The organism is Halomonas sp. CSM-2, from assembly GCF_002119345.1.
Classification (GTDB): domain Bacteria; phylum Pseudomonadota; class Gammaproteobacteria; order Pseudomonadales; family Halomonadaceae; genus Vreelandella; species Vreelandella janggokensis.
The window spans coordinates 1-17,656 of record NZ_NBYR01000013.1 but is presented as its reverse complement, the minus strand read 5'-3'; the positions used below and the strand labels follow the sequence as shown (position 1 = coordinate 17,656).

Annotated in this window: 18 protein-coding genes and 1 pseudogene; 7 read left to right on the top strand and 12 right to left on the bottom strand. The window is 57.8% G+C overall.

Features of this window, described 5'->3' with window-relative positions; all coding sequences use genetic code 11:
• Positions 1–61: 61 nt before the first annotated feature.
• The 3 genes from B7L15_RS12265 to B7L15_RS12255 all read left to right on the top strand — a co-directional run bounded on the left by B7L15_RS12265 (position 62) and on the right by B7L15_RS12255 (position 4,182).
• Positions 62–2,044, top strand: coding sequence for a sigma-54-dependent Fis family transcriptional regulator (locus B7L15_RS12265; RefSeq protein WP_085919252.1), 1,983 nt, complete (start codon positions 62–64; stop codon positions 2,042–2,044).
• Between the two features lie 98 nt (positions 2,045–2,142).
• Positions 2,143–2,997, top strand: a complete 855-nt coding sequence (locus tag B7L15_RS12260; protein ID WP_085919251.1) for an AAA family ATPase — start codon at positions 2,143–2,145, stop codon at positions 2,995–2,997.
• A 3-nt stretch (positions 2,998–3,000) separates the two neighbouring features.
• On the top strand, positions 3,001–4,182 hold the full coding sequence (locus B7L15_RS12255; RefSeq protein ID WP_085919250.1) for a vWA domain-containing protein: 1,182 nt from the start codon (positions 3,001–3,003) through the stop codon (positions 4,180–4,182).
• A gap of 26 nt (positions 4,183–4,208) precedes the next feature.
• Here the strand turns inward: B7L15_RS12255 and B7L15_RS12250 are convergent, their stop codons facing one another.
• Positions 4,209–4,772 (bottom strand): hypothetical protein, encoded by a 564-nt coding sequence (locus B7L15_RS12250; RefSeq protein ID WP_085919249.1) that lies wholly within the window; start codon positions 4,770–4,772, stop codon positions 4,209–4,211.
• Between the two features lie 127 nt (positions 4,773–4,899).
• Between B7L15_RS12250 and B7L15_RS12245 the strand changes: the two genes are divergently transcribed.
• Positions 4,900–5,298, top strand: coding sequence for a RidA family protein (locus B7L15_RS12245; protein WP_085919248.1), 399 nt, complete (start codon positions 4,900–4,902; stop codon positions 5,296–5,298).
• On the opposite strand, the gene B7L15_RS12240 is transcribed toward B7L15_RS12245, so the two are convergent.
• Positions 5,258–6,724 carry a cobyric acid synthase gene (locus B7L15_RS12240; protein ID WP_085919247.1) on the bottom strand — a complete coding sequence of 489 codons (1,467 nt, stop codon included), beginning with the start codon at positions 6,722–6,724 and terminating at the stop codon, positions 5,258–5,260. The two genes, B7L15_RS12245 and B7L15_RS12240, sit on opposite strands and share 41 nt — an antisense overlap.
• An 87-nt stretch (positions 6,725–6,811) precedes the next feature.
• Complete coding sequence (locus B7L15_RS12235; protein WP_085919246.1) at positions 6,812–7,666, bottom strand: bifunctional transcriptional activator/DNA repair enzyme AdaA; 855 nt, start codon at positions 7,664–7,666, stop codon at positions 6,812–6,814.
• Between the two features lie 166 nt (positions 7,667–7,832).
• On the opposite strand from B7L15_RS12235, the gene B7L15_RS12230 reads away from it, so the two are divergent.
• Complete coding sequence (locus tag B7L15_RS12230) at positions 7,833–8,753, top strand: glutaminase (protein WP_085919245.1); 921 nt, start codon at positions 7,833–7,835, stop codon at positions 8,751–8,753.
• A gap of 10 nt (positions 8,754–8,763) precedes the next feature.
• Here the strand turns inward: B7L15_RS12230 and B7L15_RS12225 are convergent, their stop codons facing one another.
• Positions 8,764–9,483, bottom strand: coding sequence for an aspartate/glutamate racemase family protein (locus tag B7L15_RS12225; protein WP_254902937.1), 720 nt, complete (start codon positions 9,481–9,483; stop codon positions 8,764–8,766).
• A 125-nt stretch (positions 9,484–9,608) separates the two neighbouring features.
• On the opposite strand from B7L15_RS12225, the gene B7L15_RS12220 reads away from it, so the two are divergent.
• Positions 9,609–10,211: a LysE family translocator gene (locus tag B7L15_RS12220; RefSeq protein WP_176243683.1), complete on the top strand. Its 603-nt coding sequence runs from the start codon at positions 9,609–9,611 to the stop codon at positions 10,209–10,211.
• On the opposite strand, the gene B7L15_RS12215 is transcribed toward B7L15_RS12220, so the two are convergent.
• Positions 10,200–11,030 carry an AraC family transcriptional regulator gene (locus tag B7L15_RS12215; protein WP_085919243.1) on the bottom strand — a complete coding sequence of 277 codons (831 nt, stop codon included), beginning with the start codon at positions 11,028–11,030 and terminating at the stop codon, positions 10,200–10,202. The genes B7L15_RS12220 and B7L15_RS12215 overlap by 12 nt on opposite strands.
• Before the next feature lie 171 nt (positions 11,031–11,201).
• Here B7L15_RS12215 and B7L15_RS12210 point away from each other — a divergent pair, with 171 nt between their 5' ends.
• Positions 11,202–12,026, top strand: coding sequence for a DUF1206 domain-containing protein (locus tag B7L15_RS12210; protein WP_085919242.1), 825 nt, complete (start codon positions 11,202–11,204; stop codon positions 12,024–12,026).
• Between the two features lie 15 nt (positions 12,027–12,041).
• Here B7L15_RS12210 and B7L15_RS12205 read toward each other — a convergent pair whose 3' ends face one another.
• From B7L15_RS12205 to B7L15_RS19690, 7 genes and pseudogenes are all read right to left on the bottom strand, one after another.
• Entirely contained in the window at positions 12,042–12,830 is a 789-nt protein-coding gene (locus B7L15_RS12205; RefSeq protein WP_085919241.1) for a slipin family protein, read from the bottom strand.
• A 59-nt stretch (positions 12,831–12,889) separates the two neighbouring features.
• The gene (locus tag B7L15_RS12200) at positions 12,890–14,275 is read right to left on the bottom strand and encodes an NfeD family protein (RefSeq protein ID WP_085919240.1); all 1,386 of its coding nucleotides are present in this window, start codon (positions 14,273–14,275) and stop codon (positions 12,890–12,892) included.
• A gap of 315 nt (positions 14,276–14,590) precedes the next feature.
• Positions 14,591–15,007 (bottom strand): DUF4019 domain-containing protein, encoded by a 417-nt coding sequence (locus B7L15_RS12195; RefSeq protein ID WP_085919239.1) that lies wholly within the window; start codon positions 15,005–15,007, stop codon positions 14,591–14,593.
• Positions 15,008–15,159: 152 nt separating this feature from the next.
• Entirely contained in the window at positions 15,160–16,089 is a 930-nt protein-coding gene (locus B7L15_RS12190) for an alpha/beta hydrolase (RefSeq protein ID WP_085919238.1), read from the bottom strand.
• A 121-nt stretch (positions 16,090–16,210) separates the two neighbouring features.
• On the bottom strand, positions 16,211–16,696 hold the full coding sequence (locus B7L15_RS12185) for a DUF1456 family protein (RefSeq protein WP_085919237.1): 486 nt from the start codon (positions 16,694–16,696) through the stop codon (positions 16,211–16,213).
• Complete coding sequence (locus B7L15_RS12180) at positions 16,686–17,129, bottom strand: Replicative DNA helicase (RefSeq protein ID WP_085919236.1); 444 nt, start codon at positions 17,127–17,129, stop codon at positions 16,686–16,688. Before B7L15_RS12180 ends, B7L15_RS12185 begins: the two co-directional genes overlap by 11 nt.
• 335 nt (positions 17,130–17,464) lie before the next feature.
• A pseudogene (locus B7L15_RS19690) lies at positions 17,465–17,656 on the bottom strand (hypothetical protein); the annotation flags it as partial.

Below are 17,656 nucleotides of genomic sequence, written 5' to 3'. Positions count from 1 at the left end.
ACACCTTACCCAAAGCGCATAGTCTGGAAGGACAACAACAAAGCGCGACGTGAGGAATACCATGCCGACCAACTCGCCCCTGCCTGCGCAGCTACGATCCGTTCAGCGCCAGCATATTGAGCATGTGTTTCAGCTCGGCGAAGGCCTGGATTCGCCCCATACACCCGCCCAGGAAATGATTCGCCATTCTTGGCTGCGCTGCTTGAACGAATACCAGTTGGACCCGACTCAACCACGACCCGCGCGCGTCGTGCCACAACAGACATTGCTGGAACATCGTGAATCGGTGGATGAATTGCTGCACGTGGCCCGGGCGGGCGTTGAACAGCTTTATGGACAAATTTCCCAGCTTGGCTATGTCCTGCTGCTAACCGACCAACGCGGTATCACGGTCGAGTTTCGCGGCGACCCACGCCAGGATCAGCAATTGCGCAAGGCCGGGCTCTACTTGGGCGCTGACTGGGACGAGCGCTTTGCAGGCACCTGCGCCGTAGGCACCTGCCTGCACGACCGCCAGGCGATCATCTGTCACCGCCAGGAACACTTCGACGCCTCGCATATTTCGCTCACCTGCACCGCCGCGCCCATTGCCGACCCCCAGGGCAATGTAATGGCCGTGCTGGATATATCCGCACTGCAATCGCCTACTCAGCGTGAGAGCCAGAATTTCAGCCTTTCGCTGGTGACGCTCTACGCACGCATGATTGAAGACGCTTACTTTTTACAGCGCTATCGAGACTGTCTGATGGTGCGTCTGGATACGTCGCGGGAATTTGTGCACGTTAACGGACGCGGGCTCATCGCCATTGAAGAGAACGGGCAAGTGATTGCCGCCAATGCGATAGGCCGTGAGTTGATCGCCGAACACCAGCGTCGCTGGCCACCCTGGTCGACAAACCCTACGCCCATGCTAGGCGAATTATTCGAGTGCGAAATTACCGATGTCTTGAGCATCAACAGCGCCACCGACGACCAGCTCCGCGCTTTTCGGGCCCGCGCCAGCAACACCATATACTTTATTAGCCTGCTGGAACCCAAGCGCCCCCGCTCGAGTCAGCCGGCCAAACCGGCCAGTGCCTCACTGCCAGAATCGCTGGCACGCTTAGGCGCGGATGACCCTGCCATGCGCAAGGTACAGAAGCTCGCTGAACGTTTGCGTAATGAAACCAGTGTCAATGTACTGATTAGCGGAGAAACCGGCACCGGCAAAGAGGTCATCGCCCGCGCCCTCCACGAAAGCGGTAACCGCGCCAACTATCCGTTTATTGCGGTGAACTGCGCCGCAATCCCGGAAGCGCTCATCGAAAGCGAGCTGTTTGGTTACGAACCCGGCGCCTTTACCGGCGGGCGCGCCAAGGGAATGCGCGGGCTGATTCCCCAGGCCCACGGCGGCACACTGTTTCTGGATGAAATCGGCGATATGCCGCTGGCCCTACAAACCCGGCTGCTGCGCGTACTGGCAGAACGGGAGGTCATGCCGCTGGGTGCCAATACCCCTGTGAAGGTGGATATTCGGGTCATTACCGCCACCCACCGCAATATCGAGTCAATGATTCAGCAGGGCGAGTTCCGCGAAGACCTCTACTACCGCCTAAACGGGGCTCAACTGCGCCTGCCCGCGCTGCGTGAACGTGCCGATAAGCTCTACGTGATTCGCCAGGTGTTTAACGACGTGGTCAGCGAACGCGGCGGCAACGCCTCACCCAGGCTAAGGGCCGATGCCATCAGCGCCCTGCTCGCCTACGCCTGGCCGGGCAATATCCGCCAGCTAAAAAATGCACTGGCGTTTGCCCTGGCCACCTCGGAAAGCGACGAAATCACCGTTCATGATCTGCCCGATCAGTGCCTTAGCCAACGCATAACACGGCAGGCATCTCCCCCGGCTTCGGAAATGAATCACGACACCGATCCCACGTTGCTGACAACTCTCAAGGAGCAGCACTGGAACATAAGCGCCGTGGCTCGCGCGCTAGGGGTTTCTCGGCCCACGATCTACCGGCAAATGCAGCGCCAAGGCATCGTGCCGCCGAATTGGCAAGGGTAAACAAAAACACGCCAGAGAAGGCTGTTGGCCTTGGGATAGCCCTCACGTACACTTGTTTGAATCCTTTAACACGCATTCGACAAGCCGAGGCTCCTTCCATGGCGTTTGATTCCACCTCTTCCTATATTGCCACTGATGCGCTCAAGCAGGCAGTCAATGCTGCCGTGGTGCTAGAGCGTCCGCTGTTGATCAAGGGCGAACCGGGCACCGGCAAAACCCTGCTGGCCGAAGAACTGGCAGAGTCGCTCGGTACCCAGTTGATCACATGGCACATCAAATCCAGCACCAAGGCAGCCCAGGGGCTTTATGAGTACGATGCCGTCAGCCGCCTGCGCGATTCACAGCTGGGTGTGGAAGGGGTCGAGAACGTCGCCAACTACATCAAGCCCGGCAAGCTTTGGGAAGCGTTCAGCACTGGTGAGCGGGTGGTGTTGCTGATCGACGAGATCGACAAGGCCGATATCGAATTCCCCAACGACCTGCTCCAGGAGCTGGATCGGATGGAGTTTCACGTTTACGAGACCGGCGAAACCATCCGCGCCGAGTATCGCCCGATCATCGTTATCACCTCCAACAACGAAAAAGAGCTGCCGGATGCGTTCCTGCGCCGCTGCTTTTTTCACTATATCGAATTCCCCGACCGCGAGACCATGCAGGCAATTGTCGATGTGCACTTTCCGGACATCGCTCCCCGGCTGGTCAGCGAAGCCCTGGAAGTCTTTTTCGACCTGCGTGATGCTTCGGGACTGAAGAAAAAGCCCTCAACCTCGGAACTGGTGGACTGGCTGAAACTGCTGATGGCTGATGAGCTGGCTCAGGAAGCGCTTTATAACCGCGACCCGGCAAAAGCGCTGCCGCCCATGGCCGGTGCGCTGGTCAAGAACGAGCAGGATACTCAGTTGCTTGAACGCCTGGCGTTCATGATCCGTCGCCAGAAAGGCAGAGGCCGCTAAGCCATGTTTATCGGCTTGTTTGAAACATTAAAACGCTCAGGCGTGCCGGTCTCGCTGCGCGAGCTGCTCGACCTTCACGCCGTGGTAGAGCGCGGCGTGGTATTTGCCGATATGGAAGCGTTTTATCAGGTGGCCCGTACGGTGATGGTCAAGGACGAGCGCTACTTCGACCGCTTTGACCGTGCCTTTGCCGCCTGGTTTAAAGGCCTTGAGGACATGGACGCCGCCATTGAAGCGCTGATCCCCGACGATTGGCTGCGCCGTGAGTTCGAGAAGCAACTGACGGACGAAGAGAAAGCCAAGATCGAATCCCTGGGCGGCCTCGAAGAGCTGATTGAGACATTTAAAAAACGCCTGGAAGAGCAGAAAGAACGCCACGCGGGCGGTAACAAATGGATTGGCACCGGCGGCACCAGCCCATTTGGCGCCTACGGCTATAACCCCGAAGGCATTCGCATCGGTCAGGACGGTTCACGCCACCGGCGCGCCACCAAGGTATGGGACGAGCGGCGCTTTCGCGACTACGATGACTCGCTGGAGCTGGGCACGCGCAATATCAAAATGGCGCTGCGTCGATTGCGCAAGTTTGCCCGCCAGGGAGCGCTTGAAGAATTCGACGTGGATAGCACCATTCGCGAAACCGCCAAGGACGCCGGGCTACTCAACGTCCAGATGCGCCCAGAACGTCATAACGCGGTGAAGGTGCTGCTGTTTCTGGATGTGGGCGGCTCGATGGATGATCATATTCGCGTCTGCGAAGAACTCTTCTCTGCCGCCCGTTCAGAGTTCAAGCACCTGGAGCACTACTACTTTCATAACTGCCTTTACGAAGGGGTTTGGCGAAACAACATGCGTCGGGGTAACGAGCGGATTCCGACCATGGATGTTTTGCACACCTACGGCGCGGATTACCAGGTCGTGATTGTCGGTGACGCGGCCATGTCGCCCTATGAGGTCACCCACCCCGGCGGTAGCGTAGAGCACTTTAACGACGAAGCGGGCGGCGTGTGGCTGAAGCGTTTATGCGAAACGTTTCCGCGCCTGGCGTGGCTTAACCCGATGCCACCCCGGGCATGGGAGTACACCTACTCGACCCAACTAATCCGCGAAATCATTGATGACCGCATGTACCCCATGACCATGGAAGGGCTGGAAACCGCCATGCGCGAGCTGGCGAAAAAGTAGCCGCCTGGTCACTGCGTGATTGGCCTTTAAAAGGCTTCGGGGAAATGGGCCAGGCCATCGACAAATAACTGTTTAGCCTGCTCAAACGCTGTCGGGTCATGCTTGAAGCGGCGTAAAATCAGCGCCTCGTCGAGGGTGACCGTCGCGGTGAGCTGCTCGATGGTATTGGCCGGGTGACGAGCGCCTAACCCGATCCGCTGACCCTCGGCACCGTCCAGCCAGCGCTTAATGCCGCACTGCTGATAAAACGCTTCCTGTGCAGCGTCGCTAGCATCAACACGCAGCGGCGCTTTTAGCGCCAACTCATTTACCAGCCACGCCTTTGCCTGGTGAGCCTCCAGATCGCAGGCGTGGGTAAGCGCCATCCCTTCGCCCTCTTCGTCCAACACGAGCAGCGCGAGAGCCTGGGGCTTGCCTTCGCCGTCGACCGCCGCCACCAAGCGCGCGGCTTCTTCGGCCAGAAGTACATTGCGTGTACCGGTAAATACCACGAGCGGCGTCAGCCCGGCGGATTGGCCATAAACCTCTGCACACAGCCGTGCCAGGCAGGCATCCTGCTGTGCTGCCTGGTCTATTTGGATTACTTTCATGAGGTCCCCCGCTCGCCAAAAGCGGCAAGCCTAGTGTAAACACGGCTATTTTAACAGCGCCACGCAACATGAACCTAGCAAGTGTTAACGTGTCGGATTGTTTACCAGGCACCATAGAAGGATGATTATGACGAAATTTATGAACGACCCCACCATGCCAACGCCGAGCTTCCCCGGTAGTCATATGGTGATGGATGATCGCTATGTGTTTATTTCAGGGCTAACGGTTTCTGACCTATCGAACGGCCATGCGGCCAAGGGCGACGTCAAGGAAGAAACCCGGTTAGTGATGCGCGCCATTTCACGCATGCTGGAAATGGAAGGCGGCAGCCTGGCAGACGCGCTACGCGTGGACGTTCACCTGACTGACCTGATGACTATCAACGATATGGACAGCGTCTATGCCGAGTTCTTCGAGCCGGGCCGCTACCCTGCGAGAACCTGTACCGAATCGCCCAATATCTGTGGTGGCTGCCACGTCGAGATTACCGTAATGGCGACGCGCCAGCTCCCAAAAGAGCAATGAGCGCCTCGATATCCAGGTGCGCCTCTAACGTATCGGCCAAACGGTCCAATTCTCGCTCGCGATGGGCGCGATAATCCAGACGCTGGGCTGCTGACAAGCCCAGGCGCGCTAATAGCGCCTGGCAAGCCTCGGAATGATCAAACAGGCCGTGCAGGTAAGTCCCCATCACCTGCCCATCGTCACTGACGGCGCCATCAAGGTGGGTGCCTAGATCAAAAAGCGGCTGCGCCAGCGCAGCGCCCTCGCTAACGCCATTGTGGATCTCGTAGCCCGTGACGCTCGCCCCTTCAGCCACTGTTACACCACCCACATTGCGTAGCTGTTTGCCCGCCACCATGCGCGTGGTGAGCGATAGTAGCCCCAATCCCATGACACGCTCGGCCTTGCCTTCCAGGCCGTCAGGGTCCTCCACCCATTCGCCGAGCATTTGAAAACCACCGCAAATACCCAGCACCTTGCCGCCGTAGCGCAGGTGGCGCTGAATTGCCCTATCCCACCCCTGGCGCTTTAACCATGCCAGATCACTCGCCGTACTTTTACTGCCCGGCAGGATAATCACATCGGCCGCAGGAATCGGCTCGTCTGCGCCGACAAAGGTGAGATTGACCTGAGGGTGCAAACGCAATGGATCAAAATCGGTGTGATTGCTGATGCGGGGCAACGCAGGCACCACCACGTTGAGCGATTCTCCCTGGGTGGGCGCGTGGGTCAGGCCGATGCTGTCTTCGGCATCCAGCAGCAACCCTTGAAGGTAGGGCAAGGTGCCCAATACCGGCTTGCCGGTGTGTGCCGTCAGCCAGTCAATGCCTGGGGTTAACAAGCTCATGTCGCCACGAAAGCGGTTGATCACAAACCCTTTCATACGCGCCTGCTCGCTTTCGCTCAGCAGTGCAAGCGTCCCCACCAACTGAGCAAACACCCCGCCTCGCTCAATATCGCCCACCAGTATCACCGGGCAGTCAGCCGCTTCGGCAAAGCCCATATTGGCGATGTCACCCTGGCGCAGGTTGATTTCGGCAGGGCTGCCCGCGCCTTCAGCGATAATCACATCGAAGCGGGTTTCCAGCGCCTGCCACGCGGCCATCACGCTCTCTTTGGCGGTGCGCTTGAAGGCATGGTAATCCATGGCATCCATATGCCCATGCACCTTGCCGCGTAAAATCACCTGGGCGCCACGGTCGGTTTCCGGCTTGAGCAACACCGGGTTCATATCACTGTGTGGCTTAACGCCAGCGGCCTGTGCCTGCAACGCGGTGGAACGGCCAATTTCGCCACCATCTTCGGTAACGGCGCTATTGAGCGCCATGTTCTGGGGCTTGAATGGCGCCACCGAGATACCGCGGCGCTTCAGCGCACGGCACAGCCCGGCCACCACGGTACTCTTCCCAGCATCCGAGGTGGTGCCCTGGATCATCAATGTGGCCATAGCAGATGTCTCGCCCAGTTGGATAAGAGCGAAACTGTAGCGGGAGGGGTTAGCTAGCGCAACGGGGCCAAGCAACGAAGGGGTTGGTTAACTCACTTCAAACTCATGCGCCGCCGTATTCAGCTGCGCCAACTCCCAGGCCTGCACCATCTGCTTTTTCGTGGGGCCCCAGCGGTAGCCGCCTAGCGCGCCGCTTTGTTGGATCACCCGGTGACAGGGTATCCATAGCGCGATGGGGTTGGCGCCCACGGCATTGCCTACCGCCCGCGACGACTTGGGCGTGCCCAGCGCATGTGCAATGTGCGAATAGCTGGCCAGCTGGCCCTCGGGAATGGTCAGCAGCGCCCGCCATACGGCGATTTGAAAGTTGGTACCGGTCACATGCAGCGACAACGTGGCAGAGACATCGCCTGACCTGTTGAAAAGCGCTTCCACCGCAAAACGCGTGGCGTCAGGATCGTGATGAAGCGTGGAAAGTGGCCACTCTTTGGCAAGCCGTGCCCGTAACTCGTCGGCACTGGTGGCATCCACAAACCCCATACGGCAGATACCCCGCGGCGTGACCGCTACGAACAGGCTGCCCAGCGGCGTGGCATGAACGCCGTAAGCAATCTCGACGCCCTGCCCCTGGCGCTTGTGCTCTCCCGGTGTGACCGCGTCCAGCTGCACAAAGTGATCATAAAGCCGCGAGCCGCCGCTAAGCCCCAACGTATGAGCAATATCCAGCAGCGAGGTAGAAGACTGCATCAGTTGCTTGCCGCGCTCCAGCGTAAGTGCCTGCAAAAAGCGCTTGGGACTGATCCCGGCATAACGGCAGAACAACCGCTGAAAGTGAAAGGCGCTCAAATGAACGTGGGCGGCCACCGCTTCCAGCTTGGGCTGCGTTGCCGCATGGGCCACCATGTAATCCATGGCTTTCTCGATACGCTCATAGTCGTTCATTGTCGTCTCTCACGTTGTCTTATGATCAACCGCTAAACGTTACCTTCACAGCCTAAGCGCTCACAGGCGAGTTGCCGACCCGAATCTTGCTGACTGCAACAGCAGACAGCGCCGGGATTTTTCGCTAGGGTTATTGCCCGCCTCAACTGACGGTCACGATACGCCCATGCAAGCCTTGATCGACGACATTGCCGCCACCATGGCGAAAGCACAGGAGCGTGGCAAAGTAGCGGATTATATCCCCGAGCTTAGCCACGTCGACCCGCAGCAGTTTGCCATTTCGCTAGCCACTGTGGACGGCAAGGTGTACTCGGCGGGGTGCGCGACCACGCCCTTTTCCATCCAGAGTATCTCCAAGGTATTCACGCTGACCATTGCGCTGGGGCAAGAGGGTGATTCGCTGTGGTCGAAAGTGGGCCGCGAGCCATCGGGCGATCCGTTCAACTCCATCGTCCAGTTAGAGCATGAAAGCGGCAAGCCGCGTAACCCGTTCATCAATGCCGGCGCCATTGCAGTGGTCGATGCGATCATGATGGGGCACGAACCCAAAGAGACCCTGGGCGAGATTCTCAGCTTTGTGCGCTATATCGCCGATGACGACAGCATCTACTTCGACCACGCGGTAGCTGCCTCAGAGATGGCCCACCGTGACCGCAACGCCTCACTCGCGCATTTCATGAAAGCCTTTGGGCATCTACGCCATGACGTCGATAAAGTGCTGGGCACCTACTTCCACCAGTGCGCCATTGCCATGAGCTGCGAGCAGCTCGCTCATGCGGGGCTATTTCTGGCGTCAGATGGTATCAACAAACCCAGCGGTATTCGGGTGGTGGCCCCCCAGCGAGCCCGCCGGATCAACTCGTTGATGATGATGTGCGGCCATTACGACGCCTCGGGGGAATTCGCCTTCCGCGTCGGGCTCCCCGGAAAAAGCGGCGTAGGGGGCGGTATTTTGGCCATCGCGCCAGGCCACGGGGCGATCGCCGTCTGGTCACCGGGGCTCGATGCCTACGGCAATAGTCTGCTAGGCACCCAGGCACTCGAAATGTTTGTCCAGAAAACCGGCTGGTCGATGTTTGGCCACTAACGGCAAGCGTTCAGGAGGCCACCCCATCACCCAGTGCCCAGGCCACCGCACGCTGGGCGTGAATCTCGGTGGTGTCAAAAAGCGCAACCGGGGTATCGCTCTGGTTAATCAGCAAACCAATCTCGGTGCAGCCTAGAATCACGCCTTGCGCGCCCCGCGCTGAAAGCGTCGCCACCACGTCCAGATAAGCCTCTTTCGAGGCGGGGTTAATCGTCCCCCGGCAGAGTTCCTGGTAAATCACGCGATGAATGACCTCACGCTGCTCGGGCTCAGGCGCGATAACTTCGATCCCCCGCGCCTCCAGTCGCTGCCGGTAAAAAGGCTGCTCCATGGTGAACTGGGTACCTAGAAGGCCAACGCGGTCTATCCCCTGCTGGGCCAGAATATCGGCGGTTGCCTCGGCAATATGCAAAAGGGGCAGGCCTGACGCGGCCTCCACCTCGGCAGCTACTTTATGCATGGTATTCGTGCCGATCACCAGAAAATCCGCCCCCGCTGCCGCCAGCGAACAAGCCGCATTCGCCAGGATGTCCGCCATCGCCTCCCAGTCGCCCTGGCGTTGAAGCGTTTCGATCTCGGCAAAATCCACGCTATAGAGCACTATTTTCGCCGAGTGAAAGCCCCCCAGCTTCTCCGCCACGCCTTGATTGAGCATACGGTAATAGGTCTGCGTGGACTCCCAGCTCATGCCCCCCAGCAAGCCGATGGTTTTTGCCTCCCTTCGATAAATTTAAAGCGCCCTTGCCAGCTTTAAAGATACTTAACAATAGCTAAAAAGCTATTTGCAGATCAATTTTGTTCAATATACTCGCCATACGCCACTGCAAACTCCTTGTACTACCAAGGAGGACGATAATGAACGCTTCACTACTGCCCTTGCTGCTACCCATGTCCGCATTTGCCCTTGCCGCCTCCATTTCGCCAGGGCCGGTCAATATCGTTTGCTTGAGTAGCGGCACGAACCACCCCATTCGCCAGGGCCTTGTCTTTGTAACGGGTGCCACACTAGGTTTCATCGCCCTGTTTTTAGGGATTGGTGCAGGGCTTTACTCGCTGCTGCAAGTGGTGCCGCTGCTGGAGGATATTTTACGCTGGGCGGGCATCCTGTTTTTGCTTTACCTCAGCTATCAACTTTTCCAGCACGATGGACGCTTGCATGAGCAAGGCGCCGAGAAAGCGCCAGGATTCATGTCCGGCGCGATGATGCAGTGGCTTAATCCCAAGGCATGGCTGGCGTCTGCCGCTGGCATTGGTGCCTATACCAGCGGTAACGACCCCTACCAACTTTGGCTATTCGCGGGGCTCTATCTACCCATTTGTTGGCTATCGCTTGCCAGTTGGGTATACGCAGGCGCTTTCCTCAAACGCTATGTTCACCGCCCTATCATTCTGTTATCGGCTAACCGCTTGTTGGCAGGATGTTTAGCCGCCAGCGCTATCTACTTATTAATCGATTAGCGGAGAGCGGTACTGGTTGGGTGTTGCTGCCACCAGCCGCTTAAAGGTCCGCTGAAAGTGGGGTTGGTCATTAAAGCCAGCGTTCAGCGCCGCCTCGACAATCGGTTGCCCTTGCTTTAGTGCCTCTTGCCCGATCTGGATGCGTTGATTAATCAAGTAGGCATGGGGCGTTAGCCCGTACTGCTGTTTGAACGCGCGGATTAGATGACCCGCACTGTAGCCAGACTGCTGGCATAAGCTTTCAAGCGAAATGTCGGCGGTGCAATGACTTCGTAAATAGGCGGCAACCTGCTCTAGCGTGCTGGGCGCTTCCGGCAATGCCGCTGGAGGCGATTGGGCAAGAACCTGCATAAGTCTAGACAGGTATTCAGTTAGTACTGCTTGCTTATCGTCAATCGCTTGCCGCTCATCCAGCAGGCAGGACGTCATATCGCAATACGCTGCAAAAAGCGCAGGTTGGGTAAGCACAGCGGTGGCAATATCTTGCCAATTAGGCGCTTCAAGCAGCCCCAACTGATAGCGCAAGTTACTCAGCCACGCAGTATCGACGTAGAGCATCAGGTACGCCCAGGGCTGATCCTCGATGGGGTTACAGGCATGTACCCAATGCGGGTTCATCATCACCAGGTCACCCGCGTTAATCTGATACGTCGTATCGCGGTAACTAAAGGTACTTCTGCCTTCCGTAACGGCGCCCAGCGACCAGTGCACGTGACTGTGAGGCGCATAGCAAACTTGCCGCGCATCGCTGATTTTACGCAGTTCCACATGGGGCATACGTTGATCGCGCCAGAAAACTGGAGAAGACGATGGATTCATGCGCTACTCAAACAATGAAAAAAGCAAATAGGTAGGCCTCCCCGCTCAACTGGTCACCAAGGTCTGATGCGCCTACGCTGGACAATCACACAGTGCAGACACAGTATAGATGCCGCTCATTCAAGTTGCTTATGGATAATTGGCAACAGCCTTATCGGTCAGGAGGACACCATGGCAAGCTCTACGCCCACGCCAGACCACCGCGACGCCATCAGCGCCTTCGCCCGCATGGGCTATGCCGCACGCGGCGTGGTTTACGTGTTGGTGGGGGGATTGGCGGCGCTCACCGCCATAGATCAGGGCGGCCAGGCGGAAGGCAGCCGCGGCGCGCTGGAAGCCGTGCTGGGTGCGCCGTTTGGTAAGGTGATGCTGGGCATTATCGCCGTAGGGCTGCTTGGATACGCCATGTGGCGCTGTATACAAGTTTTCAAGGACCCCGACCGTCACGGCACCAGTGCCAAAGGGCTGGTGATTCGCGCAGGCTTGTTTGTCAGTGCGATTACCCACACCTTGCTGGCATTTTTTGCCGCCAGCCTTGTCTTCCGTTTTCTCTCGTCCGGTTCCTCCAGTGGCTCAAGCGGTGGCTCGGAAGGCATGGTCAGTTGGCTGATTCAGCAACCCTTTGGCCGCTGGTTGGTGGCTGCTGTCGGCATCGCCATCATCGGTGCGGGTATCGCCCACGCCGTCAAAGGCTACAAGGCAAAATTTGACAAACACTTCGCCATGCCTTCGCGCACCCAAGCCTGGGCCTACCCGATATGCCGTTTCGGCCTGGTGGTCCGCGGGCTCGTCTTTGTGATCGTGGGTAGTTTATTCATGATCGCCGCTTACCAGTTCGACCCCAACGCCGCAGGCGGCACGGCGGAAGCGTTTAACACCTTGCGGCGCCAGGCCTTCGGGCAATGGCTTTTTGGGTTTGTCGCCACCGGCCTGCTAGCGTTTGGGTGCTATAGCGTACTTGCCGCCGTTTACCGCCGCGTCGACCCTTCTCTATAGCACCAGCTGGGACGTTTAAGCGTCGTCTTTTGGCGTACCCGATGCAGGCGGCATATGCTTGGCTTTCATGTCCTTGAAGGCCTCCATGATGTCCATGGGTAGCGGGAAGACGATCGTCGAGGCGTTCTTGTTGCTCATGTCGCTCATGGTCTGCAGGTAGCGTAGCTGCAACGCGGCGGAGTTTTCCTGCATCACGTTGGCGGCCTCGACCAGCTTCCTCGAGGCCTGCAGCTCGCCCTCGGCATGAATCACCTTGGCGCGCCGCTCGCGTTCTGCCTCGGCCTGACGGGCAATGGCGCGGATCATGCTCTCATCAAGATCCACGTGCTTGATCTCAACATTTGCCACCTTGATACCCCAGGCATCGGTCTGAGCATCGATGATTTCCTGGATGTCGTCGTTGAGCTTATCGCGTTCGGAAAGCATTTCATCAAGGTCATGCTTACCCAGCACCGAACGCAGCGTGGTCTGAGCAAGCTGGCTGGTGGCCTGTGAGAAGTTCTCGACCTGAATAATCGCCTTTTCCGGGTCGATCACGCGGAAGTAAAGCACGGCGTTGACCTTCACCGTGACGTTGTCCTGAGAGATGACGTCCTGCTCGGGCACGTCCATGGTGATAACGCGCAGATCGACCACCTGCATCTTTTGAATGGCGGGGATCACGATCACCAGACCCGGACCCTTCACTGTCTGGAAACGGCCCAGGAAGAACACCACACCCCGTTTATATTCCGGCAAAATGCGAATGGAGGCGGCGATCAGCAGCACCACCAGCACGACAGGCACTAAATACGATAGCAACATGGGACACCTCGTCTAGCGATTGATCAGTGATTGATGAGTAACGCAGGGTCAGCCAGGCGTTACGGGGGTGATACGTAAACCGTCAAGCCGTCAAGGCGCTCCACTTTCACCTCGTCTCCCTGCTTGATTGGCACGTTACTCACCGCGTTCCAGCGCTCGCCGTGCAGTTGCACATGGCCGCGAGTCTCAAAATCTTCCAGGGCAATGGCGCTTGCGCCAATCAACTGCTCCACGCCTGTATGGGCCGGGCGTCGGCGCAGCGTTGCAAAACGCGTCAAGGTCCACAGCATCAGCCCGCCGGATACCAGCGCCACGCCGCCAATCAACGGCAACGAAATGGCCAGGTACTCGGCATCCATCAGCATGACCGACCCCAGCACAAAGGCCACAATACCGCCGACCCCCAGCACGCCGAAACTGGGCATTAACGCTTCGCCCACCATCAGCGCCAAACCGACGATGATCAGCGCCAGGCCCGCGTAATTGATCGGCAGCATCTGAAAGGCAAAGAGCGCCAACAGCAGCGAAATAACCCCGATGGTGCCAGGGAACAGGCTGCCGGGGCTCGAAAGCTCGAAGATCAGCCCGTAAAAGCCGATGATCAGCAGGAAGTAAGCAATATTGGGGTTCGTAATCAGCGAAAGCAGCTCAGTGCGCCAATCCGGATCAAAGCGTTCAACGGCAAGGTCGGCTGTCTCCAGCGTCCGGTCACCCCGCTCCATGACCACCGACATGCCGTCTATTTGCGAAAGCAGATCATTCAGGTCCCGCGCAATCACGTCGATGACGTTCTGCTCCAGTGCCTCATTGGCAGTGAGGTTGACCGCCTCGCGCACCGCCGCTTCGGCCCAATCAGCGTTCCGGTCGTGACGCTCGGCCAAGCTGCGGATAAAGCTCACTGCGTCTTCCATGACCTTGCGTTCCATGGCGCTGCTCTCGCCTCCAGAGGCGCCTTCACTCTCGCCTTCCGGTTGGCCTTCGGCGTTGTCATCCGCTTCATCAGCGCTGCCGGGAAAGCCGGAACCGCCCACCTGCACCGGCGTGGCAGACCCCAGATGGGTCGCTGGCGCCATGGCAGCAACGTGGCTGCCATACAGCAGGTAAGTGCCCGCACTGGCCGCCCGAGCGCCACTGGGGGAGACATACATCGCCACAGGAATGTCGGTATTCAGCATTTCACGGATCATGTCGCGCGTCGTGTCGACCAGGCCGCCTGGCGTATCCAGCTCAACGACAATCACCTCACTGTTCTGCTCGCGGGCCTTGCGCAGACCGCGCTCAAGATAATCTTTGGTGGCGGGGCCAATGGGCCCTTCAATGTTCATGACCAGGGCGTTAGGCGATGAGGTCTGCGCCGTGGCCTGCCAGGCGAACGACAGCGCTAGCATCAGCACACCTGCCAGCGATAACCACAGCCAAGGGGATTTGTGAGAAAGGCTTCGCATATCAACTCTCCCCGCGCCTCGCGTCCTGAAACATTACCTGGCTACCTAGTTAAGCAGCCGTTATGTCAGCACATCCACTATCGGAATCAACATATACAGAAGCTACACCCTGTATATTTACTGAACAAGTAATATTGCCGCGTTGGTGTACTTTCAACATAGCAGTTGTGGCGGGATTGGTGATGGTGCGGAGCGTTTACTTCCTTACCGGGAAAAATTGACTCGATTTAGTGCCAACCTGGCATTTTTATCCCTATCGGGAAATAAACCTGGGCAAGCTGATGCGCCAGGCATGCAGCGCTGGTAGCGGGCAAATCATGGCGTTTCCACGTAATAGCTGCTCACCCGCCAGGTGCCGTTTTCAAGGTGGGGGGTAACGGTTTCGAGCCGACGTCCGCTGTTCTCGAAGCCGGTTTGGAAGGTGAAGACGATATAGTCGCCGCTCGGCGCACCCGGCATGGACGTCTGGTGGCTGGTACGAACGCGCTTGCGCGAGGCCACTTCGCCAAAGTCCCGGCGCACAAGCTCAATGGTGCGGGCCAGCATTCCCTGTGACAGCGGCGCTTTTAGTATAGGCGATGAGGTCTCCCAGGCTTGCTCGTAGTCACCGTTATCAATCGCGTTCAACCAGGCAAGCGCAGCGGCCTCCGCCTCATTGGCAGTATGGGCCATGGCATGCGCACTGAAAGACAGCAGTGCCGCCGTGATGATGCAACTGAGTTTTTTGGGCATGGCTGATTCTCGATACATTGAGGACGGTCGAACAAATTGGTTCGATAACGTTCGTCCGATATAAAGAGATATCGGAAACTGGCGAGGTTTCTTTAGGGGATTTGAAAGATCCGCCAATATCTATGGGCAGCGCCCGCACTTGTTGTTGCCCACTATAATCCCTGAAGCCACTGGCGAACGGTCGCGATACCCTCTTCACTGACCACTAGTCCCAGGTGCGATGCGCCTTCCACCGTGGTGATGTCCGCATGGGGCACAAGCGGACGTAGCACGGGCTCAAATTGAGCCGCATACAACGCCTCGTCCTCAGCACCGGTGACCACCAGAACGGGCACCTGCACTGAGCCCAGCGCCTGACGAAAATCAGCCGGACTAAAACCGCTCATCAACCGGTATGAATAGGCGAGCGTCTCTGAGCCATCGCAGTATTCAGGTGGCAAGTTGAACCGCAATACATCCGTCCCGTTGAAATGCGTGATGCCAATCGCGTTGAGCATCGAGATCGCCACAATCCTGGCGACACTTGGCTCGGCCCAACCACCGGAATTATCCCGCACAGTGGGCGCATCGTGCCCAAGGTAAGGCGCCAGCAGCAGATACGCCGAGGCAAGGTGACCATGCTGCCCACCGGCAAAGCGTACCGCGAGCCCGCCCCCGGATGAATGACCGCCAACGACCACCCTTGAGACATCGGTGTTGGTGTCTTTGATATGGGCAATGAGGTCCGCCAGGTCACCTTCAAGCTGCTCAATGTAGTCGATATCGCCACGGCGCACCGGCGAAGGACCATGCCCGCGCACATCCGGCGTGTAAACACTGGCAGCACCTGACGCGGCTAATTCATGAGCGAGCGTTGCCAGGTACCTGCTGTCGGTTCCAGAGCCATGCACGAGGATCAGTGCAGTACGAGCGTCACTTGGATAGTGGCGATACGCGAGCGATGTTCCGTCCCGCGCTTCATACGTTTGCAGCGCGGGCAGCGGGCGTGATGCTTGCGCAGAGGCCAGCGCTTCAAAATCAAGGCTGTTCGCGTTTGCACCTGTCGACATCGCCAGCAACGCCCCCATAACGGCAATCATCATGCGTTGTCTCACTTATTCCTCCCACAAGTCCTCCCGCAAGGATAGGCCTGAAAGCACAAGCTATCGTGACGAAGTGGAACAAAGCCCAGTGCCTGGGCTGGCTCTCCGCGCCACCTGCCCTTCAGGCGTTTGAGCCTGAGCCTTCCTGGGCTGGCCGTAACTGGCGCTGAATGCCGAGCAGGAAATTGCGCAGCATCTGGTCCTTGCATTCACGGTAATTCTTGTGGCTTGGCTTGCGGAAAAAGGCGCTGAGTTCATGGTGGCTCAACGGCAGTCCGACCAACTCAAAAACGTCCAGCACATCATCCGCTTTCATGTTCAGCGCAATGCGCAGTTTCTGGAACACCATATTATTGTTCAGTTGCGCTTCTAGCTCGGGTTGCGGGCCTTCGCGCTTGCCACGCTTGAAGCTGATAAACCCGTTCAAGAACGCCGCCAGCTCCTTGTTCCTCATCGTGACAAAGGCATCGTCGTCATCCTTTTTCAGCCAGGCCGTCACCTGCGGCTGGGTAACGGGCACTTCTGCCAGCGCGAAGATATCCACAATGGTGCTGTCTTTTAAATCGAAGGTGTAGCGGATGCGGCGAAAAATATCGTTATTGGTCAAAATGGGGTTCCTGGCCGGTAGTTAGTTTCTCAAGCAGTTCATCGATGTCGGCTTTCAGCTCGTCATCTTCAATGCCCTGCGCGCTGATTTCTGCCTGTCGTAAACTGGCGATAGCTGCGTCGGTCTGGCCTGCCTCAGCTTGCAACATCGCCATGGAAAAACCAATGGAAGCGCAATGGTCGTTGGAATCAATGGCGTTGGCTTTTTCCAGAGCTTTTTCGTATCCCGCAAGCGCGTCTTCCAGCTCTTCGGTAAAATCCGCCAGGGTTTCCCATTGTTCCGGGTGGTCTTTATCGGTGTTCTCGTTATCGATGCAGATTGCCTGCAACTCGGCATACAGCGCATCAAATGTTTCTCTGTCATCCTTGGCGGCAGCCTTCATCAGCTTTTCCGCCAGTTCGTAAACCGCCTTGTAAATTTTGGTGTTAATCACTGTGCATTACCTTTTCTATTACCCGGATTAATAGAGTTTCAGCTCCCCCCCGATCAGTAGCATGACCGATCATATGAGTGCTAATCTTCCATGATGCACTATATCCTGAATCCGTGAAGCCGGCGCCGACACTTTCCCTATCACCGCCAGCGAGCACTTTTTGATCATTCGCCCCGTGCAAGTTGGCTTTCGCAAGCCCGTTATTGCCAAAACCCACCGTGCTGATCGGTGCTGACGGCCCGTTTTGTCATGCCTTTCCACCCGCCAGGCACGACATATCTGGCGATCGCGTGTCGCTTGGAACTGCTTGTGGATAGAGTGTCGCCGATTGACGGTCAGCATGGCGTCCCTCGTGGATAACGCAGTCGGCTCCGCAGCGTCTTGAGCACCGTCATGCGCCCGATATCCTGCCCGAAGTCGAGGATGATCTGCCGTGCCYTGTGAATCACGAGAGCCGCACGGTGCACCAACTCTTGTAGCACGGTGCGGCTCTCGTGATTCACARGGCACGGCAGATCATCCTCGAC

What these genes read in the sequence shown, in the direction of transcription:
- B7L15_RS12265 (WP_085919252.1), top strand. Translation starts at nt 62, where the DNA reads ATGCCGACCAACTCGCCCCTGCCTGCGCAGCTACGATCCGTTCAGCGC.
- B7L15_RS12260 (WP_085919251.1), top strand. Translation starts at nt 2,143, where the DNA reads ATGGCGTTTGATTCCACCTCTTCCTATATTGCCACTGATGCGCTCAAG.
- B7L15_RS12255 (WP_085919250.1), top strand. Translation starts at nt 3,001, where the DNA reads ATGTTTATCGGCTTGTTTGAAACATTAAAACGCTCAGGCGTGCCGGTC.
- B7L15_RS12250 (WP_085919249.1), bottom strand. Translation starts at nt 4,772, where the DNA reads ATGAAAGTAATCCAAATAGACCAGGCAGCACAGCAGGATGCCTGCCTG.
- B7L15_RS12245 (WP_085919248.1), top strand. Translation starts at nt 4,900, where the DNA reads ATGACGAAATTTATGAACGACCCCACCATGCCAACGCCGAGCTTCCCC.
- B7L15_RS12240 (WP_085919247.1), bottom strand. Translation starts at nt 6,724, where the DNA reads ATGGCCACATTGATGATCCAGGGCACCACCTCGGATGCTGGGAAGAGT.
- B7L15_RS12235 (WP_085919246.1), bottom strand. Translation starts at nt 7,666, where the DNA reads ATGAACGACTATGAGCGTATCGAGAAAGCCATGGATTACATGGTGGCC.
- B7L15_RS12230 (WP_085919245.1), top strand. Translation starts at nt 7,833, where the DNA reads ATGCAAGCCTTGATCGACGACATTGCCGCCACCATGGCGAAAGCACAG.
- B7L15_RS12220 (WP_176243683.1), top strand. Translation starts at nt 9,609, where the DNA reads ATGAACGCTTCACTACTGCCCTTGCTGCTACCCATGTCCGCATTTGCC.
- B7L15_RS12215 (WP_085919243.1), bottom strand. Translation starts at nt 11,030, where the DNA reads ATGAATCCATCGTCTTCTCCAGTTTTCTGGCGCGATCAACGTATGCCC.
- B7L15_RS12210 (WP_085919242.1), top strand. Translation starts at nt 11,202, where the DNA reads ATGGCAAGCTCTACGCCCACGCCAGACCACCGCGACGCCATCAGCGCC.
- B7L15_RS12205 (WP_085919241.1), bottom strand. Translation starts at nt 12,830, where the DNA reads ATGTTGCTATCGTATTTAGTGCCTGTCGTGCTGGTGGTGCTGCTGATC.
- B7L15_RS12200 (WP_085919240.1), bottom strand. Translation starts at nt 14,275, where the DNA reads ATGCGAAGCCTTTCTCACAAATCCCCTTGGCTGTGGTTATCGCTGGCA.
- B7L15_RS12195 (WP_085919239.1), bottom strand. Translation starts at nt 15,007, where the DNA reads ATGCCCAAAAAACTCAGTTGCATCATCACGGCGGCACTGCTGTCTTTC.
- B7L15_RS12190 (WP_085919238.1), bottom strand. Translation starts at nt 16,089, where the DNA reads ATGATGATTGCCGTTATGGGGGCGTTGCTGGCGATGTCGACAGGTGCA.